36 protein-coding genes are annotated in these 24,982 nt (G+C 60.2%); 24 read left to right on the top strand and 12 right to left on the bottom strand.

The window, feature by feature from the left end; all coding sequences use genetic code 11:
• The 3 genes from AC04SF_RS35860 to AC04SF_RS35850 form a co-directional block, all read left to right on the top strand.
• On the top strand, nucleotides 1-240 hold a 240-nt coding region (locus AC04SF_RS35860; RefSeq protein WP_488481638.1), incomplete at its 5' end, for a TCP-1/cpn60 chaperonin family protein.
• A gap of 216 nt (nucleotides 241-456) precedes the next feature.
• On the top strand, nucleotides 457-723 hold the full coding sequence (locus AC04SF_RS35855) for an AbrB/MazE/SpoVT family DNA-binding domain-containing protein (protein ID WP_488481637.1): 267 nt from the start codon (nucleotides 457-459) through the stop codon (nucleotides 721-723).
• Entirely contained in the window at nucleotides 720-1,118 is a 399-nt protein-coding gene (locus tag AC04SF_RS35850; RefSeq protein WP_488481636.1) for a type II toxin-antitoxin system VapC family toxin, read from the top strand. The genes AC04SF_RS35855 and AC04SF_RS35850 overlap by 4 nt, the downstream gene beginning before the upstream one ends.
• Before the next feature lie 181 nt (nucleotides 1,119-1,299).
• Here the strand turns inward: AC04SF_RS35850 and AC04SF_RS35845 are convergent, their stop codons facing one another.
• Both AC04SF_RS35845 and AC04SF_RS35840 read right to left on the bottom strand, forming a co-directional pair.
• Nucleotides 1,300-1,410, bottom strand: coding sequence for a hypothetical protein (locus tag AC04SF_RS35845; RefSeq protein WP_488481635.1), 111 nt, complete (start codon nucleotides 1,408-1,410; stop codon nucleotides 1,300-1,302).
• Nucleotides 1,407-1,586, bottom strand: a complete 180-nt coding sequence (locus AC04SF_RS35840; protein WP_488481634.1) for a hypothetical protein — start codon at nucleotides 1,584-1,586, stop codon at nucleotides 1,407-1,409. Before AC04SF_RS35840 ends, AC04SF_RS35845 begins: the two co-directional genes overlap by 4 nt.
• 142 nt (nucleotides 1,587-1,728) lie before the next feature.
• On the opposite strand from AC04SF_RS35840, the gene AC04SF_RS35835 reads away from it, so the two are divergent.
• The 3 genes from AC04SF_RS35835 (at nucleotide 1,729) to AC04SF_RS35825 (ending at nucleotide 3,675) form a co-directional block, all read left to right on the top strand.
• Nucleotides 1,729-2,196, top strand: a complete 468-nt coding sequence (locus AC04SF_RS35835; RefSeq protein WP_488481633.1) for a Ros/MucR family transcriptional regulator — start codon at nucleotides 1,729-1,731, stop codon at nucleotides 2,194-2,196.
• Nucleotides 2,197-2,328: 132 nt separating this feature from the next.
• A complete protein-coding gene (locus tag AC04SF_RS35830; protein WP_488481632.1) occupies nucleotides 2,329-3,018 on the top strand; it encodes a transposase in 690 nt (229 codons plus the stop codon).
• Between the two features lie 189 nt (nucleotides 3,019-3,207).
• Nucleotides 3,208-3,675, top strand: coding sequence for an EAL domain-containing protein (locus tag AC04SF_RS35825; RefSeq protein ID WP_488481631.1), 468 nt, complete (start codon nucleotides 3,208-3,210; stop codon nucleotides 3,673-3,675).
• Nucleotides 3,676-3,827: 152 nt separating this feature from the next.
• Here AC04SF_RS35825 and AC04SF_RS35820 read toward each other — a convergent pair whose 3' ends face one another.
• Nucleotides 3,828-4,421, bottom strand: a complete 594-nt coding sequence (locus AC04SF_RS35820; RefSeq protein ID WP_488481630.1) for a helix-turn-helix domain-containing protein — start codon at nucleotides 4,419-4,421, stop codon at nucleotides 3,828-3,830.
• A gap of 283 nt (nucleotides 4,422-4,704) precedes the next feature.
• On the opposite strand from AC04SF_RS35820, the gene AC04SF_RS35815 reads away from it, so the two are divergent.
• Nucleotides 4,705-4,824: a recombinase family protein gene (locus AC04SF_RS35815; protein WP_488481629.1), complete on the top strand. Its 120-nt coding sequence runs from the start codon at nucleotides 4,705-4,707 to the stop codon at nucleotides 4,822-4,824.
• A gap of 118 nt (nucleotides 4,825-4,942) precedes the next feature.
• Here the strand turns inward: AC04SF_RS35815 and AC04SF_RS35810 are convergent, their stop codons facing one another.
• On the bottom strand, nucleotides 4,943-5,197 hold the full coding sequence (locus tag AC04SF_RS35810) for a hypothetical protein (protein WP_488481628.1): 255 nt from the start codon (nucleotides 5,195-5,197) through the stop codon (nucleotides 4,943-4,945).
• A gap of 402 nt (nucleotides 5,198-5,599) precedes the next feature.
• Here AC04SF_RS35810 and AC04SF_RS35805 point away from each other — a divergent pair, with 402 nt between their 5' ends.
• Nucleotides 5,600-6,136 (top strand): hypothetical protein, encoded by a 537-nt coding sequence (locus AC04SF_RS35805; RefSeq protein WP_488481627.1) that lies wholly within the window; start codon nucleotides 5,600-5,602, stop codon nucleotides 6,134-6,136.
• A 306-nt stretch (nucleotides 6,137-6,442) separates the two neighbouring features.
• Here AC04SF_RS35805 and AC04SF_RS35800 read toward each other — a convergent pair whose 3' ends face one another.
• Both AC04SF_RS35800 and AC04SF_RS35795 read right to left on the bottom strand, forming a co-directional pair.
• A complete protein-coding gene (locus AC04SF_RS35800) occupies nucleotides 6,443-6,730 on the bottom strand; it encodes a hypothetical protein (RefSeq protein WP_488481626.1) in 288 nt (95 codons plus the stop codon).
• Nucleotides 6,727-7,797: an acyltransferase family protein gene (locus AC04SF_RS35795; RefSeq protein WP_488481625.1), complete on the bottom strand. Its 1,071-nt coding sequence runs from the start codon at nucleotides 7,795-7,797 to the stop codon at nucleotides 6,727-6,729. The genes AC04SF_RS35800 and AC04SF_RS35795 overlap by 4 nt, the downstream gene beginning before the upstream one ends.
• Nucleotides 7,798-7,868: 71 nt before the next feature.
• Between AC04SF_RS35795 and AC04SF_RS35790 the strand changes: the two genes are divergently transcribed.
• The 3 genes from AC04SF_RS35790 to AC04SF_RS35780 are packed head-to-tail and all read left to right on the top strand — an operon-like array spanning nucleotide 7,869 to nucleotide 9,725.
• Nucleotides 7,869-8,456, top strand: coding sequence for a hypothetical protein (locus AC04SF_RS35790; RefSeq protein WP_488481624.1), 588 nt, complete (start codon nucleotides 7,869-7,871; stop codon nucleotides 8,454-8,456).
• A gap of 59 nt (nucleotides 8,457-8,515) precedes the next feature.
• Nucleotides 8,516-9,025 (top strand): hypothetical protein, encoded by a 510-nt coding sequence (locus tag AC04SF_RS35785; protein ID WP_488481623.1) that lies wholly within the window; start codon nucleotides 8,516-8,518, stop codon nucleotides 9,023-9,025.
• Nucleotide 9,026: 1 nt separating this feature from the next.
• On the top strand, nucleotides 9,027-9,725 hold the full coding sequence (locus AC04SF_RS35780; RefSeq protein ID WP_488481622.1) for a transglycosylase SLT domain-containing protein: 699 nt from the start codon (nucleotides 9,027-9,029) through the stop codon (nucleotides 9,723-9,725).
• A 38-nt stretch (nucleotides 9,726-9,763) separates the two neighbouring features.
• Here the strand turns inward: AC04SF_RS35780 and AC04SF_RS35775 are convergent, their stop codons facing one another.
• Both AC04SF_RS35775 and AC04SF_RS35770 read right to left on the bottom strand, forming a co-directional pair.
• Nucleotides 9,764-10,129, bottom strand: a complete 366-nt coding sequence (locus AC04SF_RS35775) for a hypothetical protein (RefSeq protein WP_488481621.1) — start codon at nucleotides 10,127-10,129, stop codon at nucleotides 9,764-9,766.
• 111 nt (nucleotides 10,130-10,240) lie between these two features.
• Nucleotides 10,241-10,693: a helix-turn-helix domain-containing protein gene (locus tag AC04SF_RS35770; RefSeq protein ID WP_488481620.1), complete on the bottom strand. Its 453-nt coding sequence runs from the start codon at nucleotides 10,691-10,693 to the stop codon at nucleotides 10,241-10,243.
• A gap of 482 nt (nucleotides 10,694-11,175) precedes the next feature.
• Here AC04SF_RS35770 and AC04SF_RS35765 point away from each other — a divergent pair, with 482 nt between their 5' ends.
• The 8 genes from AC04SF_RS35765 to AC04SF_RS35730 all read left to right on the top strand — a co-directional run bounded on the left by AC04SF_RS35765 (nucleotide 11,176) and on the right by AC04SF_RS35730 (nucleotide 18,928).
• Entirely contained in the window at nucleotides 11,176-11,550 is a 375-nt protein-coding gene (locus AC04SF_RS35765; protein WP_488481619.1) for a hypothetical protein, read from the top strand.
• A 633-nt stretch (nucleotides 11,551-12,183) separates the two neighbouring features.
• A complete protein-coding gene (locus tag AC04SF_RS35760) occupies nucleotides 12,184-12,936 on the top strand; it encodes a DUF7146 domain-containing protein (protein ID WP_488481618.1) in 753 nt (250 codons plus the stop codon).
• Nucleotides 12,937-13,174: 238 nt separating this feature from the next.
• Complete coding sequence (msuE, locus tag AC04SF_RS35755; protein WP_488481617.1) at nucleotides 13,175-13,825, top strand: FMN reductase; 651 nt, start codon at nucleotides 13,175-13,177, stop codon at nucleotides 13,823-13,825.
• Between the two features lie 80 nt (nucleotides 13,826-13,905).
• Complete coding sequence (locus AC04SF_RS35750) at nucleotides 13,906-14,838, top strand: TauD/TfdA dioxygenase family protein (RefSeq protein ID WP_488481639.1); 933 nt, start codon at nucleotides 13,906-13,908, stop codon at nucleotides 14,836-14,838.
• 48 nt (nucleotides 14,839-14,886) lie between these two features.
• On the top strand, nucleotides 14,887-16,236 hold the full coding sequence (locus tag AC04SF_RS35745) for an LLM class flavin-dependent oxidoreductase (RefSeq protein WP_488481616.1): 1,350 nt from the start codon (nucleotides 14,887-14,889) through the stop codon (nucleotides 16,234-16,236).
• A gap of 24 nt (nucleotides 16,237-16,260) precedes the next feature.
• The gene (locus AC04SF_RS35740) at nucleotides 16,261-17,109 is read left to right on the top strand and encodes an ABC transporter permease (RefSeq protein ID WP_488481615.1); all 849 of its coding nucleotides are present in this window, start codon (nucleotides 16,261-16,263) and stop codon (nucleotides 17,107-17,109) included.
• Between the two features lie 41 nt (nucleotides 17,110-17,150).
• Nucleotides 17,151-18,149: an ABC transporter substrate-binding protein gene (locus tag AC04SF_RS35735; protein WP_488481614.1), complete on the top strand. Its 999-nt coding sequence runs from the start codon at nucleotides 17,151-17,153 to the stop codon at nucleotides 18,147-18,149.
• 17 nt (nucleotides 18,150-18,166) lie between these two features.
• Nucleotides 18,167-18,928: an ABC transporter ATP-binding protein gene (locus AC04SF_RS35730; protein WP_488481613.1), complete on the top strand. Its 762-nt coding sequence runs from the start codon at nucleotides 18,167-18,169 to the stop codon at nucleotides 18,926-18,928.
• Nucleotides 18,929-19,027: 99 nt separating this feature from the next.
• Here AC04SF_RS35730 and AC04SF_RS35725 read toward each other — a convergent pair whose 3' ends face one another.
• Both AC04SF_RS35725 and AC04SF_RS35720 read right to left on the bottom strand, forming a co-directional pair.
• Nucleotides 19,028-19,510, bottom strand: a complete 483-nt coding sequence (locus AC04SF_RS35725; protein ID WP_488481612.1) for an RES family NAD+ phosphorylase — start codon at nucleotides 19,508-19,510, stop codon at nucleotides 19,028-19,030.
• Entirely contained in the window at nucleotides 19,507-19,938 is a 432-nt protein-coding gene (locus AC04SF_RS35720) for an antitoxin Xre-like helix-turn-helix domain-containing protein (RefSeq protein WP_488481611.1), read from the bottom strand. The genes AC04SF_RS35725 and AC04SF_RS35720 overlap by 4 nt, the downstream gene beginning before the upstream one ends.
• Nucleotides 19,939-20,727: 789 nt before the next feature.
• On the opposite strand from AC04SF_RS35720, the gene AC04SF_RS35715 reads away from it, so the two are divergent.
• A complete protein-coding gene (locus tag AC04SF_RS35715; protein WP_488481610.1) occupies nucleotides 20,728-21,966 on the top strand; it encodes a DUF1173 family protein in 1,239 nt (412 codons plus the stop codon).
• A gap of 51 nt (nucleotides 21,967-22,017) precedes the next feature.
• Nucleotides 22,018-22,302, top strand: coding sequence for a hypothetical protein (locus tag AC04SF_RS35710; protein WP_488481609.1), 285 nt, complete (start codon nucleotides 22,018-22,020; stop codon nucleotides 22,300-22,302).
• On the opposite strand, the gene AC04SF_RS35705 is transcribed toward AC04SF_RS35710, so the two are convergent.
• Together AC04SF_RS35705 and AC04SF_RS35700 are read right to left on the bottom strand one after the other, a co-directional pair.
• Nucleotides 22,259-22,861 carry a thermonuclease family protein gene (locus tag AC04SF_RS35705; protein WP_488481608.1) on the bottom strand — a complete coding sequence of 201 codons (603 nt, stop codon included), beginning with the start codon at nucleotides 22,859-22,861 and terminating at the stop codon, nucleotides 22,259-22,261. The two genes, AC04SF_RS35710 and AC04SF_RS35705, sit on opposite strands and share 44 nt — an antisense overlap.
• Nucleotides 22,861-23,394: a hypothetical protein gene (locus AC04SF_RS35700; RefSeq protein ID WP_488481607.1), complete on the bottom strand. Its 534-nt coding sequence runs from the start codon at nucleotides 23,392-23,394 to the stop codon at nucleotides 22,861-22,863. The genes AC04SF_RS35705 and AC04SF_RS35700 overlap by 1 nt, the downstream gene beginning before the upstream one ends.
• 5 nt (nucleotides 23,395-23,399) lie before the next feature.
• Here AC04SF_RS35700 and AC04SF_RS35695 point away from each other — a divergent pair, with 5 nt between their 5' ends.
• From AC04SF_RS35695 to AC04SF_RS35685, 3 genes are read left to right on the top strand one after another with little or no spacing between them, the layout of a single operon-like run.
• Entirely contained in the window at nucleotides 23,400-24,347 is a 948-nt protein-coding gene (locus AC04SF_RS35695) for a lytic transglycosylase domain-containing protein (RefSeq protein ID WP_488481606.1), read from the top strand.
• A gap of 12 nt (nucleotides 24,348-24,359) precedes the next feature.
• The gene (locus AC04SF_RS35690) at nucleotides 24,360-24,668 is read left to right on the top strand and encodes a TrbC/VirB2 family type IV secretion system protein (RefSeq protein ID WP_006205835.1); all 309 of its coding nucleotides are present in this window, start codon (nucleotides 24,360-24,362) and stop codon (nucleotides 24,666-24,668) included.
• Nucleotides 24,669-24,673: 5 nt separating this feature from the next.
• The gene (locus tag AC04SF_RS35685) at nucleotides 24,674-24,982 is read left to right on the top strand and encodes a VirB3 family type IV secretion system protein (protein ID WP_040583984.1); all 309 of its coding nucleotides are present in this window, start codon (nucleotides 24,674-24,676) and stop codon (nucleotides 24,980-24,982) included.

The following is a 24,982-nucleotide window of genomic DNA, read 5'->3' as shown; positions in this document are numbered from 1 at the left end:
GGCGCGACCTTCGGTTACAACGCCCAGACCGGCGAGTATGGCGACATGATCGCCATGGGCATCGTCGACCCGGTCAAGGTCGTGCGCACCGCTCTCCAGGACGCGGCCTCGGTCGCCGGCCTGCTCGTCACCACCGAAGCCATGATCGCCGAAGCCCCGAAGAAGGAATCTGCCGGCGGTATGCCGGGCGGCATGCCTGGCGGCGGCATGGGTGGCATGGGTGGTGGGATGGGCTTTTAAAGCTCCACGCATCTCGACAATTTCGAAAGGGCGGCAAGCAAAGCCGCCCTTTCGTCGTGTCCATTGCGCCGGTTGTCGGCGACCCGCAAGCGGGGATATAGGCCCGACAAGGGTTAAGCTTATGTTTGGAGCAACTGCCCGACAACGCGGGACTCTGCTATTGATGATAATGCAAATTTGCATTATCTAATCGTGTCGATGAATTGGAGCTGTAAGATGACGACATTGACGGTGACGGCACGGGGACAGGTGACCTTTCGCAAGGACGTTCTGCAGCATCTGGGAATCAGACCGGGCGAGAAGATCGAACTTGATCTGCTCCCCGACGGCCGGGCGGAATTGAAGGCGGCGCGGGCGAAGGGATCATTCAGGGAGCTCTCCGGTTTTCTCAAGGGCAAGACGAATGGCCGCGTGTTGAGCATTGAAGAGATCAACGAGGCTATTGCGGAAGCGGGCACTGCAGCTGGATCGAGCAAGGAATGAAAGTCACGGCCGACACCAACGTTCTGCTGCGTGCCTATGTCGCCGACGATGAACAACAAGCGGAAGCAGCCGTCGATCTCCTGGCGAAGGCAGACATCGTGGCCGTTAGCCTTCAGGCCTTGTGCGAGTTCGCATGGGTTTTGGCCCGACAATATCAAACCGCACGCTTAGATATAGTGGCGGCAATCAGGGCCTTGTCGAACACCGCGAATGTCGTCGTCAACCGGCCAGCTGTCGAGGCAGGGCTTGCAGTGCTTGAGGCCGGCGGTGATTTTGCGGACGGCGTGATTGCCTTCGACGGCGACTGGCTGGGCGGGGAGACATTCGTCTCCTTCGACCGCAAGGCGGTTAAACTTCTGTCTGCGCAAGGACATCCTGTTCGACTTCTTTCGTAGCCGTCTTCAGGAGTGTCGCATGACCGCGCTTGGCGGTTCCGCGGTGACCACAGTTAACCATTGCGCGCCGATGGTCGCGCGCCGCCATCGGGCTGCGCAAGCCGAACGCCCGGGCCGCCGCCATTTTGCGCAATGAACTCGATGCCTGCCACCTCAAAGGCCGCGGTCGCCGTCGGCACCCCTAACCGGGAACGTGATGCCATGCTCCGACACCATGTTCCCTCGCTTCACCAAAGAACGTGCGCACGGCCTTGTCCGATAGGTCGATCTCCTTCCAAGCAACCAATGTCACAGCACGCAGCCCATGGCGAAGCACGGGATCGATGTCGAAAAAACCTTCTCGACGTAGCGTTTCACCCAGTCAGGCGAATAGGTGGTCACATAGAATGGCTTGCGCGGTTCCTCATAAACCGGCCTGACGGTAAGAAAGGCCGCCGTCTCAAGGCCGTAGACGGAGGCGATGGCCAAGTCGCCGAGGTTGGACACCCGGAGAGTAAACGGTAGCGAAACTGCTGATGGGCGCGCCACGCAAATGGGGCGCGATTGCAGACATCGCGTGACTACTCTATTCTGCGCTTTTGTGCGATTTGTCTGACTAAGAGGAAAAACGTTGGCCGAGGGTGAAACGAGCAACGCGTTTATTGAACTAACCGCCGAAATTGTTTCGGCATACGTATCCAACAACCCGGTTCCAATGGGAGAACTTGCCTCTGTGATCGACCGGGTATACCGATCGTTGAACTCGTTGCCGTTTGGTGCCCAGTCCCAACCAGAGGCAGAGCCGCTGAGGCCGGCGGTTCCGATCAGAAAATCTGTGACGCCGGATTTCATCATTTCGTTGGAAGACGGCAAAAAGTTCAAGTCTCTCAAGCGTCACCTGGCTACGAGCTATGGCATGACACCTGCCGACTATCGTGCGAGATGGAGCCTGCCTTCCGATTACCCTATGGTTGCACCGAACTACGCGGCAACTCGCTCGTCTTTGGCGAAAAAGGCGGGCTTAGGGCGAAAACCACCCCAGCAGGCTGCAAAAGGATCGTCGGTTCAGAAATCTGGCAAGCAGAAGCCCAAAGCCTGATCGAACGTTTCCAGCAAAGATCGCTCCTTCACTCAGGGAAGCTCTGCACCGAGGACTGGCACGCGTTCTACAGTGCTGCTCTCTTCAGTAGTGGTTTCCTTGTTCAATTGGCATGTAATCAAGGAAGAAGTTATGACGCGGCAAACCCGACCGTTTATCGTGGAAGTCAAGCAAAGGCGCGGCTATCAAAAACGCGACAATTCCATTTGGGGCGACATGGATCTCTCAGCCGCTTTCGCCGAGACGACACGGCAACTCGAGGAGATGGACATGTCAAACCGTAAGTTTGTTGATTCCAATATCGTGACCTTTAATGCTGAACGTTTGGACCAGGAAAAAGTGGAGCATCACATGGCAGAGACCGAGCATACTGAATCGTTAAACGCCGCCACGAAAGGCGCTGCGAACATCGAGGCTCCAGAGACGAAGAAGAAGAGCCGCCCGCCGCGAAACACAAAGACGGATTTGAAATCACCTGCTCCTAAGAACGGCGCCTCATCCGAGGCCAGTAAGGGGGTCGGATCAGTACGGCTCGGCCGCAAAATGTACTCCGAAGAGGAGCGCGTCAAAAAGCTCAGTCAAATCGAAAAGTTGCTTGGTGGCGGCGCCACTCTAAAGAGCGCCGTTAAGCAGGCCGGCACAACGGAGCAGACCTATTATCAATGGAAGAAGAGGGCCGCGGTGACCGCGGAGGCCGCGCCAGCGAGTGACGATCTCAAAGATCTTCTGGCGCTGGAGGAAGAAAACAAGCGGTTGAAGAACCTGCTTGCTGAACGTCTGCGCGCGGAGAACGCGGAACTGAAGAGGCGGCTGGGGCTGTAACATGGCAGTCCAACCCCCACGGGTTCGAATGGGAGCGGCGCCGTCGCCGCGTAGCCTTTGCGCCATGCAGAAAAAAATCGGATATCGCCGGCTCCTGAAAGGCGCGGAAGTCAATGCGGCAGCTCGTACATCCGCCTGTTCAGCCGATCGGCCGATCGGGCGAACCCGCTAGCAAATTGCGCACTCGGAGTGCCCTCACCCTCCGGGCCACTTCTAACGTATCTGGTGCTCGCCCCTTGCTGCCAAAGGCATAAGCCTGATCAGTCGCCAGGTGGTCCTCGCTTGCCAACAGGGTCAGATCCGGTGTCGATCGGCTGCTTGCCTCCATCACTCCAACACTCGGATCCGGCTCGCGCTTTCGCCAGAGGGGCAAGCACAACCTACCTTCGTAAACTGCCTCTTTCGCGGCTTAAGATCGACCGATCTTTTGTCCAGGATCTGCTGACCGATGCCGACTGCGCCGCGATTGTAAGATCATTGATTGAGCTAGCGCATGAGCTTCGAATTGAGGCAACAGCCGAAGGCGTGGAAACTCCCGAACAACTCGCCTGTCTGCGCCCACGTCAGATGCGACGAAGCTCAAGGCAATCTGATCTGGAACCTGTGGTGATAGATGACATCCTGGCATTGCCGCGAAGCCGTTTGGTCAGGAGCTAAGACCTTGAATAACAGGACCGGCGCTTTGGCGGCGTGGTCTTGGTTGGGCATGCCGCGGTCGCCCTCAAGACGTGGCTTATGGCTCGCTCAGCCCATTGCTATTCTCGGCCGATAGGTCAATGACGAGGAAAGTAAGGGTTGGCCGTGCCACGTTACGTTTGAGGAGAGGGGTCGCAAGCAATCTGATCTTGGAACAGAAATGTCGTGGGATCCAGACATAGCGACTTCGCGATGCCAGCAATTGTATTGACACTGATATTTCCAGCGCCGCGTTCCAACTTCGCTAACGTCATCTCCGAGACGCCGATCAACTTTGCCATCTGATAGCACAGAAGATTCCGGCGCTCGCGCTCGCTGTTGATAATGGTGCCAAGACGCCTCCGGATTGATTGGTCTCCAAGCTCATGAATCCAGGGCTCGATATCGGTTTTAGCTGTCAACAACGTGGCAATCGAGATCCGAAGCGAACGGGCCATCATGTCTAAGGTACGCAAGGTGACATTGTTCCTACGCTGAGCAGTTTTGATATACGTCCGGTAGGCGAGACCCTTACCAGGCGACGTATGAAACAACTGCGCCATGTCCTGGAGACGAAGCCGCCTTTGTCGGCGTTCGGCCTCGAGGACCGTCGTATGTTGACGCGAAGCGGGTTGTCCACTTCGCCCTTTCCATTTCGCTTCATAAATCGATGCGTGCGCACAACCTGCCTGTCGCTCGGCCCTTTTTGCCCTGACGATATAGCCCATAGTAAAATGACAGACAAGATAGCCCGAACGCCTGTCATTTTCCCACCCCGGCGTTCATTCGGCAACTTTAGCGATTGCGGCTCACCGGGGATGTCAGCGTCGATGGTAGTGCACCAAAATTTCTATGCAATGTCGCTCGTCGGATGCCGCGTAGACCACGGTTCCAGCCAACTGGATAATGACGCGTCTGGCGTTATCTCGCCCTAACATGTCCCCTGAGAGTCAGGGTGTCGCATGTCTTTGTCGTAAGTGGTAATTGTCTTTGCGACAGGAAACCCCCACCATGATGATTGGCTATGCCCGGGTCTCGGCCCAGGGCCAGGACCTCGACCAGCAGCGCGCGGCGCTTGGCGCGGCCGGCTGCATTCGCCTGTTTGAGGAAAAGGTTTCCGGCAAAGCGTGATCGGCCCGAGCTGGCGAAGCTCCTCGATCATTTGCGTCCAGGCGATGTCGTGGAGCGCACCAGCGCCGGCCGGATCGCGACCAGGGCGCATGGTGTGCGGTTCGGTCCTTCCCCTGCCCTATCGGCCGAGCAGATCACACACGCCCGCCAGCTCTTCGCCCAGGACAAGCCCGTCATCGAGGTTGCACGGCTCCTGAAGGTGCATCGAGCAACCCTCTATAGGGCGCTCGAACAGCGGCTTCGAGAAGCTCGCAGCGGTACCAGGCAAGGCTACCCCCGAAGCCGCTGAGTTCGTCCAGTCGGATGCCGCTGCGGCATAGCGCGCTTTCAGCTTGCGATTGCCCCATGGTCCAGCCTTGCCGAAATCCAGCAAGTCAGGACCGCCCAGCGTCAACTCGACACTGAGGCCCCTCCCTGGCCCATCGGGCACCGGTCCGGATACGAGCACCCTCCCCTCCCACATCGTATGATGTCAGAGGCACTTGCACAGCGATTTGCAAGATAGTTTATTGACTCAATGACTCTGGAGAGGGCGATTCATGGGAACCAGTAATCAACTTTGCGTCGTGCACCTACGGCGGCATCGTCGGCTGCGACCTGGGCCAGACCGCGACGCTGGGAAAGCAGACGTGGCCTTATGGCGTTGTCGCCATGGCATGGCCCGCTCCACCGGAAATCCTCGCCTGCAATGACCCCCGATCCAGATATGCGTTCTTGTCGTCACATCCTCCACCTCGTCGCATCCGCGGCCCTGCTCGCCGGTTGCGCCGGGCGAGTGCCGGATGCTTCACATTCGGCCGGCCCCGTTTCGGTTACGGACTCCTATTGGAAGCCCGATCGGGTCAGTCGCAGCCGGCAAGAATATGCGCCCGATTTGGGCCGCTTCCCACCGGTCATTACCCAGCGAACCGGCTACCCCACCGAAGCTCAGGCGAATAGCGCCTTGCGCCGCTCGCATTGGAGCTCCGTGCCTGTGCGCACGCTCGTTACCAAGGAAGGCATCCAGACGATCTCCGTCCCTGCGGAAGCCCCGCACACGATCGCCGCAGGCGTTCGTGTCTTTGCGTGCCGGCCCGGAGCGCTCAACGGCTATACCGGCCGCGTGCAACACTACGACGGCCCCGTCGTCGTCTGCGCTTCCGACCTCCTGTCTGCCGATCGTCGCGTGCTCGCCCGAGTACCTCTCAACTTCTACTACTGGCAGAAGGCTTGGCGCGTCCAAGACCCGAGGCCCTCCTACACGTCCGTACCGTGGGCTGATCAGGAACCCTCGCCACCCAAGAGCAAGGGCTGGTTCGGCAACCGCTATTGAGCAGCGGCCGTCACACTGACGCGTGTCGGCTGGCCAGATGCGCACAGAAGCCGACGGCCAAACCAATGGCAAGGCGCCACGGAGGCCGCATCGCTCACCTCCAGCCGAAAAACCGTGCTCCCGTAATTTTTCTTTTAGGCACAAGCCCGGCGAGCGACGTTTTCGCAAGGCTTTCGCTCAATCCCTTTACGTAGTGAAATCAGTGTCAGTGCTCGGCATTGCTGACGGTCGCCCAACTCTCAGGGTATCGCGCATTCGGCATTTCGGGGATCAAGCGGCGGGCTGCCCAGCCTCCCAACATCGTAGCTACTTCACGGTCCTATCGGTTAGGTTCTGCTCTTCTGCTGGGGGCTCGCTTCGTACGAAAATGTCCAGCACTTGAGCGATATCGACTCCTGACGGCGATCCGTTGCGCACCATACCCCTCGATACCGCCGAGCGCATGGCTCCAATGACGCAGCAGGCCGCCACGAGCGCTGCCACGGCATCGCCATCGGTCTCGGTCAATAGCTGCTCCGCCAGCGCCCTCGCTCCTCGCGGAATTTGATCGACATCTCCACCACAAAGCGACCACTGACGATTTTTTTCCGTCACGGCGACAACTCCCCGACTGTTCGATTTGACCATTGGCGGCCGAGCTGGCGGAGCGGATCTCCGATCGCCGCTGTCAGCACATGAGACAGCCCGATCGCAATCGCGATCGAGAGCGTTGCCGTCGCCGGAGCGCCCAGGAATTGGCCAAGGGACCATTTGAACAGCCCCAGCACCGGTAGATGGATCAGATAGAGAGCATAAGAGATGTCTCCCAAGTGCCGCAGAATCCGCCTTGGCCAGTTCACAGAACCATTCCGCAAGGTCGCCCTTGTCACGACCCATCCGCACATCAGCGCCAGTGCGGCAGTCGCCACGCCATGTGTCGCCGGCGGCAAGATCGCCAGCATGAAGGCCCCGACCGTCATCCAGAACGCCGCTTCCATGTTGCCGATCTCCCGAAGGTGTTCCGCTAGCCGTGGCCATGCGCTCGTCCCGATGATGGCGCCGCTCGCCAGCCCGACCGCGATTGCATCGATGCGGAACGTCCAGAGCGTCCCGCCCCATGGCCGCGGCGTGAACGCCCCGGCCACGAGAACGAGCCCGGCCAGCGCGACGAGCGCCCGCCGCGGTAGCAAGAACACCAAGAGCGGAGCCAGTAGATAAAATTGCATCTCGGCGGCGACCGACCAGAATGGCCCAAACGCAAAGGCGTTACCGCATCCTGTGGCGCCCCCGAAACAGGGCGCCCAATGCGCATTCGAAATGAAGGCGAATGCCGCCTTCGCGTCTGCAGGCTCAACGCCGCTTCCCGGGATGATTAACCCGATCGAGAGAATGGCGCCGACGCACCAGGCCAGCGGCACGATCCGCATGGCACGCCTGATATAGAAGGCGGAGGCCGCATCGAGCGCTCCGCGCTCGAGGCGAAGGCTTCGCAATGAGCGTTCCACCACCAAGCCGGAAATCACAAATAACAAGTCGACCCCGACGCTCCACGCTGGCGCAAGCAGCAAAGCGGCGACCGTCCCGCCTTCTCCGAAGACCGGCCCGACATGCGAAAGCACCACCAGCCCAATCGCCAGGCCTCGCAATTCATCCAGCCCGAATAGGCGGGCTTCTTGTTTCATTCAAATATCACGCTCGACAATCACTACGACATTGATTTAATCATAGGGCATGAGAGCGAGGAAAGGAATGCATGGACGGCCTGACATTTGTCGCAGTCGCGACTGCCCTTACATTAGCGCCCCACGCTTCGGCTCAGTCGCTCACGCATGATCCGAACGCCTGGCGCGCCGTCGCGTACGCCGATCTCGAGCTCCCGAATTCGGAAGCCGTGCCCTACGCCTCCCTATGGGCGGATCGACTGAAGAAAAACAACGACGCCTATGTGGCTAAAGGCGATATGCGCTTTGCGGTCGCCAATGCGCCAGCTTCCGAGAGTCACATCGTCGTTCGCAGCCCGACCAAAACCGTCGTCCTCTCGGTCCTGCACACGCTCACCGGCTGCTCGCCCATTCGCACCGATCCGGTCGGCAAAGCCACGCTGAAACGGTGTCCCATGCGCTTGGCGATTTATCAGAACGGCCGATCCACGGTCGCTGACGCTGGCTCCGGCTGTTTCATCGAATATGGCGCGCAACCGAATAGCGTCCGCCCTGACCTCGCTCGGAATGGTGCAATGGGTGCGTATGACGTTCAGGCCAAAAGCATTCGCGCCGGCATCGTATTCCAAGGTGAAATCGCCCCGGAATGCCAATTCCGGGTCCCTATCCCGCAACCCTAGGGGAAGCCGCGATGCCTGGTTTGATTCCGGCAACCTCGATATTCGGAAGGAGCGCAACCATGATCGACGTGGAAAACCTGACCTTATTCGGTACACCAGCGTGCCACGGGCCATCGCCAGCGGATCAAGGCTTCTTTCACAACGCGCGATGCGCGGCATTGACCGCGGCTCCCGCCGGCGGTCACGGCGGGATGATGTTGGGGAGATTTGGCATGGCCAGCCCGACAATCTTCGCGACTCTAGCCGTCTTGATCTCGCCGGCGATCGCGCAAGCGCTTGATCCGCTGAAGGCTCCGCAGGGATCATATGTAGTTTCCACGCACACATGTGCCGATCTCGACCAAGGCGTCGGCGCTCTCGAACTTGCGGAGTTCGACGGCTCCGCAATCACCGTCGGCCCGAGTACCTGCAAGATAGCAGGCACCCGTCATGCAGACGATGCGTTCCAAGCCTCATGTACCGAACGTGGCAGCAGCTCCCCGGTTATCACGCCGATGAAGATTACGCGCCCATCCAGCGACGCGCTCTCCATCAATGGCGCCATCTATAATTTCTGCCCGGGGAAGTAAGATGCTGCGTCCCTTCCCGTTACTCCTCTCCGCGCTCCTGGTCGTTGGACAAGCGCCTGTCGCGCAAGCGAATTCCTTCGATCAGGATGCAAGTTCTTGCGACCTCCATGACAAAACAACATTGCGTTCGCTTTGTACGAACGGAGCGGGTCTGCCGAGCTATCCGTCCACACAGGAGATGATCGAGCGCAGCCCGAACATCGCCAATATGATTGTAGACGCCGCCAACAAGTATGGCGTTGATCCCAAGCTCGCTCTTGCCGTATCGGCTCACGAAGGCGCGATGTCAGCATGTGCCGGCTCTTTCAGTGGCGTTCTTGGGCCGATGCAGCTTACGGGGGCGACCGGCCGGACCTACGGAATGGATCGGGGTATCTTGTCCGAAAACATTGAAGGCGGCGTAATGACGCTTCGCGATGCCGTCAAATCCTGCGGCGGCACGTCAAGTATTCGCTGCCTCGCCGATCGCTACAACGGAAGCACTGAAAGCCAGCGCCGTAACTGGACGAACGACGTAAACCGCCGCTATGCCGCCCTCAATTCGGCTGGCCAATCCATTCCTCAGGGATGCGGCGCGCAAGCGGTCTGCCAAATGGGACCAGGCGACTTTCCGACGCCCAATGGCGGTGACACAAAACTCGCTTCATCCGCTCCCGGTCCCGCCGGCAGCGACATCAACGTTGCCCCTGGTCAGGTGTAACCCCGCCTATTGAGGGCCACGCCGCCGGCCCGCGGCCTTCAATGCGAGAGATTTCGCGACGAGAGCTTTCCAACCCCCCGTTTCAGATGGCTTGCCAGCTCCTGGCGCACATCATCAGGCCATTGCTCCATCTCAACGCAGTTCACTTCGGCGGCAACCAGCGACCAGTACAGCAGATCCGCGTGTCGTCCTTCGAACAGAGCCGCCACAATGAACTGTCCGATCACCAACGTGATCGTCTCGGGCTTGCCTTTCTGCCGTAGAAAATCCGAAACCTCTTCCACCCATGGTTTCGGGTGGCAATCGACGAACGCGGCCGCTTCTTTATAAAGCGCATCGTCTCCTGTGACTTGCCAGATATTCGCTCGCATCGTGAACCCTTCAGCAAAATAAGGCCATTGCATCGACGCTGGCGGATTTCTTGGCGCGAGTCAAAGAAATATAAAATAGATTTCCTGCCAATCGTAGCAAATGAATCTACGCTCGTTGTTTAGCGTCTCCTACTTTACTTGTATCTACTGGTTTGCCCTGCGTCCCTTTTTGGCCGGAGGCAGCCGCTTCTTCTCAGAGGTTGCCCCAGCGGGGTTGGCTGCCTCTTTCAAAGAAGGAACACCACTGAAATCCGTCATCGAGCGCTTCACAGCCCGCGTGGCCTCAATATGCCGCGCAATCTCGGTGAAGCTGAAGCCGAACGTCTCGATGTCCCGCTTCACGCTGTCGTCGTCACCAGTCCGACCAATGAGCGTCCACACCGGAACCTTCAGGTGCCGCGCCAGCCGCTCCAGGGTGACGAATGTCGGGTTCCCCTTCCCCGTCCGCAACTGGTAGAGAGTGCCGCGCGATAGCCCCGTAGCGTCGGCAAAACTCGCATAGTCCGGGTACTCGTTCTCGATTTGCCGAAGTCGCAGCGCCAGCAGGATCGAAAGCCAACCATCGCTGTCTTCTGTCTTGTTTTTAAATATCGGCACAGCTGCCCCCCTTGCTATCGGTCGGAATATGACGGCCATTTTTTGCAGAATGTCTAGTGCTCAGGGCTTGTAGCCCAAACGATAGCTCATTGCCCTATTAAAGTGTCTCGGCATTCTCCCCGTCGGAAAGTGACGGTGCGCGGCTTTTGACCCGCTAAATCGTTCGAGATGCACGACGGCATTTGACAATCCGCATGCCTTTTTGAAAGCAAATAATTAAATGAATCCAGCTTGGATGTCCGGGAATCCCTACACTATCAATTTGTCATGTGCCACCTCATCTGGAGGGACAACCCTGATCTCTGCCCTTGCGGTAGGGAGCCCTGCAATCGTTGCCAAAATCCCTCGAAAGGCCCGGTTCAGGTCGACCAGACGCGAGACCTCGGCGCCGCTGGATTTGGCGATTGCGAAAAGCGCTTGATCCAACGGGGGCCATCCTATCTCCATGATCATTATAATGACGGTCAATCTGTGATATTATAATGATCAACATCGAAAATAGGAGACTCTCCGTCATGTTCATGAGGTTGGCGTTCGCAATTTTCTCCGGCGGCGTGCTCGCTTTCTTCGCCCTGCCCGATCAGGAAGCCGGCCTTCGCATGCTCAGCTTTTCCACTGCTTTCTTGATCCTGTCCCTCGCCGCCGTCTGTGTCATCGAATTGGTAAGCCGCAGTATCGGACATTTTCGTCTTCGGCCGTCGTCACAATCGCCGCGCTGTGATGACGATCTTCCTTTGCAAGACGCTGCAGAGGTTGAGCGCTCCGCCTGGTCAACGTCCGGCGTCAACCCCAAGGATTCGAAACTGGCCTGGCAGTACCGCGTCAACGATCAGCGTCTTGGCCGCTTCAAACTCTAACAGGCTCTGCGTGCCAGGATCTGCCCAACACGCACACAGACGATCCTGCCGGTCCGTCAGGTCTGCGAGCTCTAGATACGGTAGTCCCAAATGATTCGAGGGTTTCGCAACGCAGCGTCCCGAATTCCCAAAAGGCCCCGACCGAGCCGGCCAGGAACGCCACAAATGTGCCGATCGTCTAAAGGGTTCCGCGCCCGCGCGCAGTCACAAGGCGTTCCTGCGCAGACACCACCATGCGGTTCACGCGCAAATGGTTCTCTTAACTACCTCATGCAACGGCTCCTGATCGCAAATCTCGAGTGATGGCGCTCTCAGCGATGCAGGGCTTGGGCTACCTGCCCGAGGCGATCCTGCCGTCAGGACGGCTAAGTCCTGGCCCTTGAACCGCCGCGGCTATTTCACCGGCAATGTTCATCTCGCTATTAAGTCATTCTATTGATCCGAAAGCGGGTTGGCGGCATTATCAGGTCCATGACAAAGGTGTCGTGGCCAAGCGCTGCGCAGGTATATAGCGCTTTAGGAGGGTACCCGGCGCGCGGGAGCTACTTGTGCCGTTGCCCAGTACCAAGTCACGGGCAGGGGAAAGGCGACCGCCATCCCTCCCTCTCTGTTCGTGACGGGGATTATCGTCTTATGCTCTACTGCTTTGCGGGCTGCGATCCCGTCGACATTGAGACCGCCATTGCGGACCTGGATTTGTCGAAGCGCGCGGCCGAGCCTCTGCGTCGTGTTCGTCCGGCGGCGCCCAAAACCACGGCGACGGACGCGCTCGCGCTGTGGTCGAGAGCGATTGCGCTCGCCGGCACGCACGCCGAAGCTTATCTTGCCTCTCGCCGTCTGCCGGCGACATTGCCAACGTTGCGCTATCTGCCGGATTATCGGTTGGGGAAGAATCGCTTTCCCGCGCTGGTGGCTGCTCTGCAGGCCCCAGACCGTTCAATCTGTTCGGTGCAGCTCACTCTCTTGCACCCGACACGGCCAGAAAAGGCAAGGCTGGACGAGCCGCGCCGCATCATCGGCCCGAGCCGGGGCTTTGCCTTGCGGCTCGCCCCAGCGGCCGCCGTCCTTGGTATTGCCGAAGGCTATGAGACCGGCCATGCTGTAATGCTGCGATACGGCCTGCCCGTCTGGTGCTCACTGGGAGCACCACGTTTGCCGTTTCTTCAGCTGCCCGAATGCGTACAGCGGATCGTCGTCTTCGCCGATCCGGACAAGCCCGGCCTCAGCGCGGCCGAGCGCGTTCGCGAAGCCAACCCTGAGCGCCAGGTCCTCATTCACAGACCGCCCGACGATCGGGATTTCGCGGAACTGTGGGAGAACGATCCGACGCCCGAGACCTTACCCTTGGATCTTCTGCTGCGCGAAACACTCGGCGAAGACACCTGAACCTCTCGGCGAACCAGCTTGCCATCAACTTTGATCACAAATTGGCACCACTTGTTCTGGCGAAGGGCGCCTTCGCTCAGTCGCTCAATGAGGACTCACATCGCCAAAGTGGAGGAAGGGAATTTTACAAGCGGACACAAATACGCAATTCTCTTTCTCTATAGATTTTATATACAAAGTTATCCTGCCCTCGTTGTCGCTGCTGCGGCCGCATTTTCAAGGAGAGGGACAGGACCGAATGACCAGACCCGCAATCGTCGGATTTTCCGGCAGCTTCAGTTCTCCTTCCCGAACCCGCGCTTTGGTCGAAGAGATCGTGAGGCGAACGGCGCAACAATACGACAGGAGCTTCGAGGTCATCGAGATTGGCCAGTTCCTGCCTTCGCTGGGCGCCGCGTCCCGCCTTTCTGATCTGGACACGAAGGCACGGAGACTTGTTGACCATCTCCTGCAGGCCGAAGCACTGATCGTCGCAAGCCCGGTCTACAAAGGCAGCTACGCTGGCCTGTTCAAGCATTTCATCGACCTGTTGGAGCCCACCGCTTTCCTAGGCAAGCCGGTACTTCTGGCCGCGACCGGCGGCGGAGACCGACACGCGTTGATTGTCGAGCATCAGCTGCGGCCGCTCTTCGGGTTCTTCGAGGCGCGAACGCTGGCGACAGGCATCTATGCTTCAGAACGCGACTTCCTCGACCAGACCTCCGTCTCTCCGACACTCGCCGATCGGCTCGATCGGCTCGATCGAGCGATCGGGCAATTCGCGCCGTATCTGGCGTCAAGAACTCGAGACCAGTTGGTTGCACATTCAGACCTTCCTCAGGCGGACATCGCTATCGCCCGCGGCCAATGGCGCGCTTCGAACCGGGTTTCAAACGCAAATCTCGGCTGAAGCGCCTTCTCCAGCCCTGTCTGGATCTTCGAGAAATCGTCAGCCGCAGCCACAAAACTCAATCCGCCTGGAGACTAGCCATGACCAAGCCTGCTTTCATTGGTGCAACCATTCCGGAAGCCGATGTTGCTCCACTCACATCACGCGTCGGCGCAGAGATCCGCAACGTGCGTCTATCCGGTGATCTGCCCCATGCTGTCGTGGTGGCGATCAACGGGCTTCTGCTGCGCCACAAGGTCGTGTTCTTCCGCGACCAGGGACACCTGGACGATGCCGAGCAGGAGCGTTTCGCCCAACGGCTCGGCGATTTGGTAGCGCATCCGACGCAAGGGCCAATCGTGGGAACGGCCTCGATCCTCGAACTCGATTCAAGCCGCGGTGGAGGGCGCGCCGATCAGTGGCACACCGACGTTACGTTCGTCGACGCCTATCCAAAATTCTCGGTCCTGCGCGGCGTGGTCATTCCGCCGGCCGGCGGCGACACGATCTGGTCGAATACCGCGGCCGCCTATGAGAGTTTGCCGCCAACGCTCAAGCGCCTCGCCGACGATCTTTGGGCGGTCCACAGCAACGCCTACGACTACGCGGCGGTGCGACCGCGGGCGACAGAGGCGGAAACAAAACACTTCGACGAGGTGTTCACTTCGACGATCTACGAGACCGAACACCCGGTTGTGCGGGTTCATCCGGAGACCGGTGAGCGCACCCTCCTGCTCGGCAATTTCGTGCAGCGGTTCGTCGGCCTGTCCAGAAGCGACTTCCACCGGGTCTACGAATTGTTCCAATCCTACGTTACCGCACCGGAAAACACCGTTCGCTGGCGTTGGCAGCAGGGTGATGTGGCGATCTGGGACAACCGCGCCACGCAGCACTACGCCGTCAACGACTACGGCGATCACCACCGGGTCGTCCACCGCGCCACTGTCGACGGTGACGTGCCGGTCGCGGTTGACGGGCGGCGCAGCGTCTCGCGCACCAAGGCAGCCAAGCCGGCGAGGATCAAGGCGGCCTGAACACCAGGGGACGTCTCTTCAACTGATGCGACAAGAGGGAATTTGATAATGCCCAGACAGATCAAGCTCGGCGCCTTCCTGCCCGGTGGCGGACAGCATATCGCCGCCTGGCGCCATCCCGATGCGCCGGCCGATGGCGCCACCAATTTCGAGTTCCACAAGCAACTTGCGCGGACCGCCGAGCGTGGGCTGTTCGATGCTTATTTCCTTGCCGACAATCTGACCGTAGGTCTCGGCGCCCGCGAAGCCGGCAACGGCAAGATCGCGGGCTTCGAGCCGGTGACCCTGTTTGCGGCGCTGGCGCCGCTCACCAAGCATCTCGGCTTCATCGCCACCGCCTCCACCACCTATGAGGAGCCCTACACGCTGGCGCGCAAATTCGCCTCGCTCGATCTGTTGTCGAATGGCCGCGCCGGCTGGAACGTCGTGACCTCGGCCGGCGACGAGACCGCCAAGAACTTCAACCGCGACGTCCAGCCCAACCATGCCGACCGCTATGCCCGAGCGCATGAACATGTCGAGACGGTCAAGGCGCTGTGGGACAGCTGGGAAGACGACGCCTTCATTCGCGATAAGAAGACGGGCCGCTTCTACGACAAGGATAAGCTGCACGACATCGACCACAAGGGCGAGCATTTCAGCGTCAAGGGTCCGCTCAACGTGCCGCGCCCCGTGCAAGGTCATCCGGTGGTGGTGCAGGCAGGACAGTCCGAGGATGGGCGTGGGCTCGCGGCGGCCTCGGCCGAGGTGATCTTCACCGCGCATCAGAACCTGGCCTCGGCGCAGGAATTCTATCGCGACATCAAGGCGCGTGTGGCGCAGGCCGGCCGCGATCCCGAACAGGTGCTGATCATGCCGGGCGTTGCGCCCTTCGTCGGTCGCACCGAGGAAGAGGCCCGCGCCAAATACCAAGAGCTCAACGATTTGATCCTGCCCGAGGACGGTGTCGCTCTGCTCAACGCGCTCGCCGGTCAGACGCTCGACATAAGAGGCTATCCGCTCGACGGGCCGCTGCCGCCGAGCAAGGAAACCGAGGGCATGAAGAGCCGTCAGGCGCTGATCCGCCAGATCGCGGACGAGCATAACTTCACCATCCGCGAGCTCTATCAATGGGTGGCGACCGCGCGCGGCCATTACACGGTGATCGGCAGCGCCGTTCAGGTCGCCGACCAACTGGAAGAGTGGTTCAGCAACGGGTCCGCCGACGGCTTCAACATCCTGCCGCCATGGCTGCCCGGCGCGCTCGACGATTTCGTCGATCTGGTCATCCCGGAGTTGCAGCGGCGCGGCCTGTTCCGCACCGCCTATGAAGGCCGGACGCTGCGCGAGAATCTCGGTCTCAGGCGACCGCAGAATCCCTGGACGGCAGCACGTTCGACCGTGCTTGCCGCCGAATGATATCCTGAGGCCGGAGGCACGACGATGACCTTACAGCATATCGAAAGGACGTCCGGCATCGGCCGGCACGAGGGTGGCAGCAATTTCGGCACGGAGACGCTGCGTCTCCTGGCGCGGACTTCGGCGCGCATCCTGTCGCGTTATGGCGTGCTGCTGGGCTTCCTGGCGCTCTGGCAGGTCGCGGCGAGCAGCGGCTGGGTCAACGCAGCCGTGCTGCCGCCGGTCGATGCGATCGTCGTCGCGCTCTGGAAAGGCCTTGCCGGCGGCAGCCTGCTCGGCGACATCGCCATCAGCCTGCAGCGCGCCGGCCTTGCCTTCAGCGCGGCGGTCATCGTCGCCATCCCGCTCGGCCTGGTCATGGGCCAGACGCGCGCGGTGGAGACCGCGCTCGACCCTATCCTGCAGCTGTTCCGCCAGACCTCAGCGCTGGCGCTGTATCCGGTGTTCATCCTGCTGCTGGGACTGGGCGAAGCCTCGAAAGTGTTCGTCATCTTCTGGGCAACGCTGTTTCCGCTGCTGCTCAACACGATCAGCGGCGTGAAGGAGGTCGACCCGAAGCTGCTCGAGATGGCGCGCGCCTATGGCGCCCGGCGGCTCACGATTTTCCACCGCGTCGTGCTGCCGGGTGCGGTGCCCTCGATTTTCGTCGGCCTGAGGTTAGGGGCCACCACCGCGCTGCTGCTCCTGATCGCCTCCGAGATGATCGGCGCCAACAAGGGCATCGGCTTCCAGGTGATGAATGCGCAGTACAATTTCCAGATCCCGCTGATGTTTGCAGCGATCGTCATCCTGGCCGCACTTGGCCTGATCGCCAACCAGGCGCTGGTCAGCCTGCAGCGGAGGCTTTGCCGCTGGAGCAACCCAGCCGCCTGAGCCGCCACCCCAACATCGTTGTCTAAAGGAAGGCCCTGATCATGAGCATCACACGCCGTTCGCTTCTTCTGCGCGTACCGATTGCCGCCGGCCTCTTCGCCGCCGGCCTGCCATCGATAGCGCGTTCGCAAGCTGCATCCGTCAAAATCCGTTATCTCGCCAGCCGCGGCGGCATCTCGCCGCACGAGCTTGCCTATGAGCTCGGCTATTTCAAAGGCCTCGGCATCGAGCTCGAAAATGTCGGTTATGTCGGCGGTGGCCCTGAGTCACTGTTTGCGCTCGCTTCCGGCAGCGTCGACCTCGGTTCGGCCGCAACGCCGGCGGTGATCAACTCGATTGCCGGCGGCAACGACTTCGTCGCCGCTTATCCGAGCAACGGCATCAACAAGGATGTGAAAAGCGTCTTCTACGTGCTTGAGGACAGCCCGATCAAATCGATCGCAGACATTGCCGGCAAGACGATCTCGGTCAACACGCTGGGCGCTCATCTCGACTATACGGTGCGCGAGGCGCTGCACAGCGTCGGCCTGCCGCCGGATGCGGCAAAGCTGGTGGTGGTGCCGGGACCGCAGCTCGAGCAGACCTTGCGCTCCAATCAGGTCGACATGGCCGGTCTCGGCTATTGGCAGGCGACTTTTGCCGGCCAACTGGTCGCCAATGGCGGCGTGCGCGGCGTCTTCAACGACACCGATGTGCTGGGTGAGATCGCCGGCGGTTTCGTCGTGCTGCGGCGCGACTTCATCGCCCACAACCCGGATGCCGCGCGCAACTTCGTCGAGCAGTCGGCGCGCGCATCCGACTGGTCCAGGCAGAACCCCGACCAAACGCGCAAGCTGCTTGCCGACATCCTCAACAGGCGCGGCGAGAACGGCGACCTGGCGCGCTACTGGACCGGCTTCGGTCTGCGCGAGAAGGCCGCCGTGACGGATCGCGACATCGACTTCTGGGTGAGCATCCTGGAGCGCGACGGTCGCGTGCCGAAGGGCAAGATCAAGGCAACCGACATTCTCTACCGTCCCGGCGAAACCAAGATCAACTGAGCACGGAGGCCGGCGGCATGGCTACGTCACGCGGCGGCGAGGTCACGGTCCGCGACCTGTCGAAGTCCTTCAGCATTGCCGGGCGGAAGCTTGCCGTGCTGCGATCGCTCAACCTCGACATCCGCTCCGGCGAATGCCTGGTCATCGTCGGCGCCAGCGGCTCCGGCAAGACCACACTGCTGCGCATTCTTGCCGGACTGGAAAGCGCCAACAACGGCACGGTGGCGATCGACGGCAGAAAGGTCGATGGCGTCGGCGAGGAACGGGCGGTGATCTTCCAGGAGCCGAGGCTGCTGCCCTGGTTGACAGTGCTCGGCAACGTCGCCTTCGGCCTCGAGGTGCGCGGCGTGGCGAAAGCGCAAGCCGAGGAGCGGGCGCGCTTCTACATCGCGCTGGTTGGCCTTGCCGAGTTCAGCGACGCGTATCCGCGGCAGCTCTCCGGCGGCATGGCGCAACGCGTCGGCATCGCGCGGGCGTTGACAGTGCAGCCCGAAATCCTGCTGCTCGACGAACCCCTAGGTGCGCTCGACGCCATGACAAAGATCTCCATGCAGGAGGAACTGGCGCGCATCTGGAGCGAGGAGAACGTCACTATGGTCATGGTCACCCATGACCTCGAGGAGGCGATCTATCTCGCCGACAGGGTGCTGATCCTGCCCAGGGAGAAGGGCGGCACGGCACGGCTGATCGATATCGACCTGCCTCGTCCGCGCGAGCGCAGCGAAAGCCGCTTCGTGCGCTACCGTGAAGAGTTGCTGCGCGAGTTCGGCCTGCACTGACGGAAGCGAACAGATCGGTACCACGCATGAAACGGCAATACGCTTTGAGCCATATGCGATTGCTCTGGAGTAGCAGGGGAGGACAGAAAGCCCCTCCCCTTACGCGCCAAACAGCCGCCGGTCCCAGTAGACAGGCTGATGGAGACTCGTCTGGATCCTTGAAAAATCCGGATGCGCCGGATTGATCAGCACATTGCTATCGAGACGCGCCACGACGCTCGGCACCAGCAGGATGACACTGCGCCGCTCAAAACACCAGGTTTCGCCAAATCCCTTGCTTACCGTCGCCGGCATCGTGTCCCAGCCGGGCAGCGACGGCTGCGAAAAAACCTCGTAGCTCAGTCCGCGCGGAATTGTGATTTCGATGTAGTGTTGGTTGGGCGGCAGTCGGCCACTGCCATGCACCAGCTTTTCCAACAGGGCCGTCGAATAATGCTCGCTGGTGTATATGATAGGACTTCCGGGCGTGTTCCATCGCCCTGGCGCGATTGTCGAGCCGGTTGCGTCGAAGATCGGGTAGGTGCCGGCCGGATCGCCGATGCGAAAGGACGATAGCGTGCGATCGAGAGTCTGCGCCGTCACGCAGCACTGCCGTACTTCAGACTTGCGAGGATATCGACCACCATTTCGGCGCCGAACTCGCTGAGGATAACGATATCGATCGGTCGCTTGTCCTCAATCATCGGATGCGGCCTAAACAGGAAATCGCGTGCCTCCTCTTCGTTCTGCCAGACATCGACAGCAAGCCCCCAGACGCGCGCCACACGGGCCAGTCGTGTGCCCTCATCCGACGACAGGCGATGTGCCGTCTTGCGCCGCTCGTAGGTTGCTTTGGGGATCAGCCGGTATTTGAAATGAGCATCTCCCGGGGCAACGAGATGGGCGACGCGCTCGACCACCCCAATGGGAAGTCCGCTCTCGATGCGGGAGATCAGTCCGAATGGCGACCGCGCCGCCACCTCCTTAGCAGGCAGACCCAACACGTCGGCTACATTTCCGAACGCAAGCATTCCACTCTCCATTTCATGTGAGGCACAATATAGCCTCACATGATGCGCCCTGCAAGCGCAAACCGATCCGATCACCCTGCGATCCTTGCTGTCACGCGTCAGCCTTTGGCGCCCGCCAGCAGCATCAGTCCCACGACACCTCCCCTGCATAGCCTTGGAAAAGCGCAGAGGCGGCGAGTGCCAACCGCCCGGGTCGCGAAGGATTGACACCAGGAAAACGCGTTTGCGCCCGCGCTAACAAGCAAGCCCGGAAGAAAGAATGGCCGGGCTCGGATACGGCCCGGCCAAAGAAGGTTAAAGCCTTCAGGGAGGAACACCGTCCGGTGGAAATGGGAACCCATCGAACGATTTTACCTGTTTGGCCTTATTTCTACGCGTTGGCGACGAATGGGATTCCAAAAAACAGATAAGACGGCACAAATTCTTGCGCCACCCTACAGAAGGTCGCAAGCGCGCGGTTCGGGTCTGGAGAGGTCACACCAAAGTGGCGTAGCTTCCGGCACGAGTACATGGCCGCGTGCTCTTGATGCGCGCCATCCATGAAACATGTCGAGGATCGGATTGTCATCATGCCACACCATCCCGGGGGATCACGCCGCGGACGGCTACATCGCCGCCACAGCCGCTGTTTGCGGCTCCATGGTCGCCCACCTGAAACATCAGCCTATTCGAGTCAACCGGGTTAACCACTGTCAATCCATGGGAAGCATGGTTGACCAAATGGGTTGAACGAGACATCGGTTCAATGATTTAATCATAAGGCGAACGATCTAAGTCGGATGGCACCTTATGAGTGACTTTGCTATTCTGGGTCGCACGATTGGCCCCCAGCACCCGGAAATTCAGACGCTCTTGCGTCAGGCGCGGGATCAGCAGGCTCGCGTCTTGTGTTTGTGTCGGCATCCCGGAGTGCCGATGTACATCGCCGCCGTCGGCGAGGAATTGATCATCAAGCGCATGCCGAACACCGGCAAGGACCATGCGGTAGACTGTGATCGCTATGAACTGCCCCTCGCACTGTCGGGAAAGGCGGAGGTCCTAGGTCAAGCAATCGTCGAGGATCCAGCATCGGAGACGGCGCGGCTGAAGCTGGCCTTCGCACTGACACAAGGCAAGGCGCGACAGGGACCATCCGGCGAGGGGCCTACCCACCACACTGTGAAGGCCGATCCGAAGAAGCTCACGCTGCGAGGCTTGCTCGACTATCTCTGGGAAGAGGCGGAGCTGACATTAATGGCACCCGGCTTCGTGGGAAAAAGAAATTGGTGGTTGGTCCGGAAATTTCTTTGGGGCGCGGCCGATGCGAAGTCGAGCCAGAAGTTCCAGTTGCGCGAGCTGCTGTTCATGCCGGCAATGTACTCCCCTGAGCACAGGGATCGGCTAGCGGCGGATCGGGAGCAGGCTTTCGCGGCGGCAGCTAAGGCGGGTCACAAGAAGATCGTGATCGGCATTGTGAAATCGCTCGATCCTGCCCGGTTTGGCGGCAAGCTATCGATCAAGCATATGCCCGACGCGCCGCTCTTCATGGATGAGAAAATGTTCAAGGCAGTGCCGAAGCGTTTTGGAGCAGAATTCGACCTGTGGCGACTGCACGAAAATTCGCACCTGATCCTCATCGCAACGGTCACGCAGACGCCGTCCGGCATCCTGTCGATCGACGAAATCGGCTTTATGAACGTGACACAGAATTGGATCCCGTTTCAGCACAATGACGAAAAGGAATTGATCGAGGTCCTGACCGGGGAGCATCGGCGGTTTGTGAAAACGTTGCGCTATAACGTCCTGCCAGCGGTGCCCATGGCGTTCGGTCTTCTGACCGACGTTGACCAGCAGGGAACGGCACTTTTTGTCGTGCCGCATGATGCCAAGGAGGCGGTACGGTCGGAATTCGACCGTCTGGTCTCTAGCTGCGAGCTTGAGACCTGGTGCTGGGACGCTAGCGGTCCCCGGCCGGCGCTGCCGGGCAAACAGGAGCGGGTTCCCGGGCCGGACAGCAGACCGGCCTTGGAATATCAACGCAACACGTGAAAAGCAAAAGTCCGTGCGAGGGCCGTGACCGCAGTGCGAAAGGAGAATGCCATGCTGAAAAAATTCGAGATGGATCCGGGAACGGGCATCGTCATCGCAACAGTCTTGATTTTAGTGCTGTCCGGCGCCCGGCTTTTGAATCAGTGGGACAGCCTATCGTTTTGGCGAGAGCCGGGGCTGATCGCGACTATTGTTCTCGGCTTGATTTCGGCGATTGCGCTTGCCGTGGCGTTCGTGATGTGGCGGTGGACTCAGCGGGATGTCAGGCATGATCCAGCCCGCCAGGGACCGGTTATCGACTTGCAGGCGGATTCGAAGACTGACCAGCCGCGTTAGATGCGTTGCGGATGTTCTGGAGAATGATGGCATTGGGATCAGGAACGTCGGCGAACTGCCACAGGCCAAGGTGCTGCTTTTTAGCGACCTCCTGCGCGACAATATAGGGAGCATGAACCGGAGTGCCGTTTGGAGTGACGGCCGCAAAGGCCCAGCCGGTTGAGATCAGCGCCGTGCCGAGATCGATGCGAGAACCGGCCGCGGATCCTGAGACAGGCTGTGCGACGCAAACGACGAAGCGCGTTTTGGTCGCGTCCTGCCAGGCGGCCGTGTAGCACTGGGGTTTGAGATCCCGGATGAGAGCGACGAGCATGGCGAGGCTGGCCTCGCCGCAATCGACACGCCCCCCTGCCGCATTTGTGAAATAAGTGCCTCGCAGGCAGGCTTGAACGCCGTAGAGGCGGTGGGTCTCGCCGGCATAGGTCCAGGTGTCGCCGGTGCTGAAAGATGCTGCGGCAGGGATCTGAAACCAGGGATTGGGTTTGTCCTCGGCCCGTGCCGGAACACTGGCGAGGACGGCCGCGAGAAGGCCAACAACGGCTGAGAAGCCAGGCTTCATTATTGATACCTGCTCAGATCGAACCAGAAGCGCTGTTTGCCGTCTGTGGTCGTGAGATCGAGATAGTTTGGCTCCGTCCTCTTCTCGCGCGGCGTCACGGCGGATGTTGGAGGCGCACCGGAACCGGAACCTCTCGAGTAAGTGCCCCATGAGGCATTCGTTGCATTGCGCGGCGCGCAGAAAGCGCCGTTGCTGTTGGGCTTGTAGACAGTTTGTGATCGAGAACTGTTGTCGCTTCCGCCCGATTCCGTCTCGGGCGAAACGGCGATCGTGCCGTCCGGGCAGGGTTTGAATTTCTCATATCCGATACGACCGGAACTGCCTGCCTCGGGGCACTGAGGCCAGGGGTCCCCATGCGCGACCATACGGAAAGCGCGCTCGACCGGAGGCACACATTCCCCGACGCTCGCCCAACCCTGCGGGTTGAGGATGCACAGCAAAACCTTGCAGCCAAAATCATCAGCATGGGCCGGCGCCACCGACAGAGCCGACGAGGTCGGCAAAAACGCCACAACGGAAAGAACCCTGCTCATTTTCATTGCGCCAGCCTCATTTTCGCGATTGCGGTTCATCGATTCATTGTATTAATTCAGCATTTCAGAATCGGCAACGGCGCAGGATTATTTTAATGATTCGATCCCGCAAAACAGTACTGGCCGTGGGTGCGATCCTGGCGACGTGCCAGGCAGCGTCTGCACAGGAAGCTTCCGGGAACTTCCAGGGCAACGTCACGGCAACTACCGGTCGCATTGTCAACGCTGCTGTCGACGCAAAGGGCCGGGTGATGCCGGCCGTTGAGGTTGGCAGCCATGACGTGCAGCGGATCGGTTCGGCGGGAAGCGCTGACAGCGCGGCTGCTACGGTGACATCGACCAAGGCCGACAACCCCTGCCCCGGCGTCGCTGCCCTGTCGAAGGAAGACGGACAGCGTATCGTCGAAACGGTCGCGCGCCAGCAAGGCTTTGCCCCACCGCTCGTCCTCGCGGTTGCCCGGGCCGAAAGCCGCTTCAATTCCGGCGCGCTATCGCCCAAAGGTGCCTATGGCCTGATGCAGCTTCTGCCGTCCACGGCAGCAAGCTACGGGGTCGATATCTGCGACCCCGCGGATAATGTGAAAGGTGGGATCGGCTTTCTGCGGGATCTGCATCGCAGATTTCCGAACCCGATATACATGCTCGCCGCCTACAATGCCGGCGAGGTCGCGGTTCTCAAATACAAGGGCGTGCCGCCCTACCCCGAGACGGTTGGCTACGTCGCCAACGTCATCAACGATTTCTACCAATGGCCATCGGTCGGGTCCGAGGCAGTGATGCCAGGTGGGGCGGTGAGCCTTGACCTAGCCGGCGTTCAACCGGCTGCGGCCGGCGCGGCGGATCAACAAAATGTTCCGACATCCCGCACCAACGCCCGCAATGGCGGCACCACGACGTCTCGCGAAGCGACGGCGCCGGTCTGGCAGGGCGGGATGGTGCAAAACTTTGACTGAGGAGAAGCTTTGATGACCATGTGGAAGATGATTGCGACACGCAGTGCTGGTGTGGCGATGCCGCTCATGCTCTTGGCAACGCAGGCGATGGCCGGAGGCGGAAATCTCCAGCCTGTGCAAAGCACGCTGCAGACGTTGGTGCAGACCCTGACAGGGCCGATCGCGACGGCTTTGGCAGTTCTGTTCTGCATTTTCATGGGCTTCATGGCCTGGGCGGCACGCCTGTCATGGTTTGTGGCTGGAAGCTGGGTCTTGGGTATCGTGCTGGTCTTCGGCTCGGCACAGATCGTCGAATTCTTTCAATCCGCGGTCGGGAGGTGATCGGCATGGCAGACGGCCGGATCGATCCTGGCGAGCCCAGATTGTTGATCACTCCTCTCGTCAAGGGCCTGACCCGAGCGCCGACGGTGCTCGGCATCCCCTACGAGCTGGCGGGGTTCATCGGCGTGCTGACCGCCGTCGTGTTCCTTGCAACCCATAATCTGATCATGCTCTGTATCTGCGTGCCGCTCTATGCGGTTGCCAGGATCGCGATCATGCGCGATCCCATGTTCATCGAGATCATGTTCATCCGTTCGCGAAAGATGCCGCCCCGGAGCGCCAGCTTCTGGGGGGCGCGCAGTTACCGGGTGTGA

This window comes from Mesorhizobium sp. CNPSo 4671, assembly GCF_057784245.1.
The sequence above is the reverse complement of the archived record's forward strand: the minus strand, read 5'-3'. Positions and strand labels throughout refer to the sequence as shown.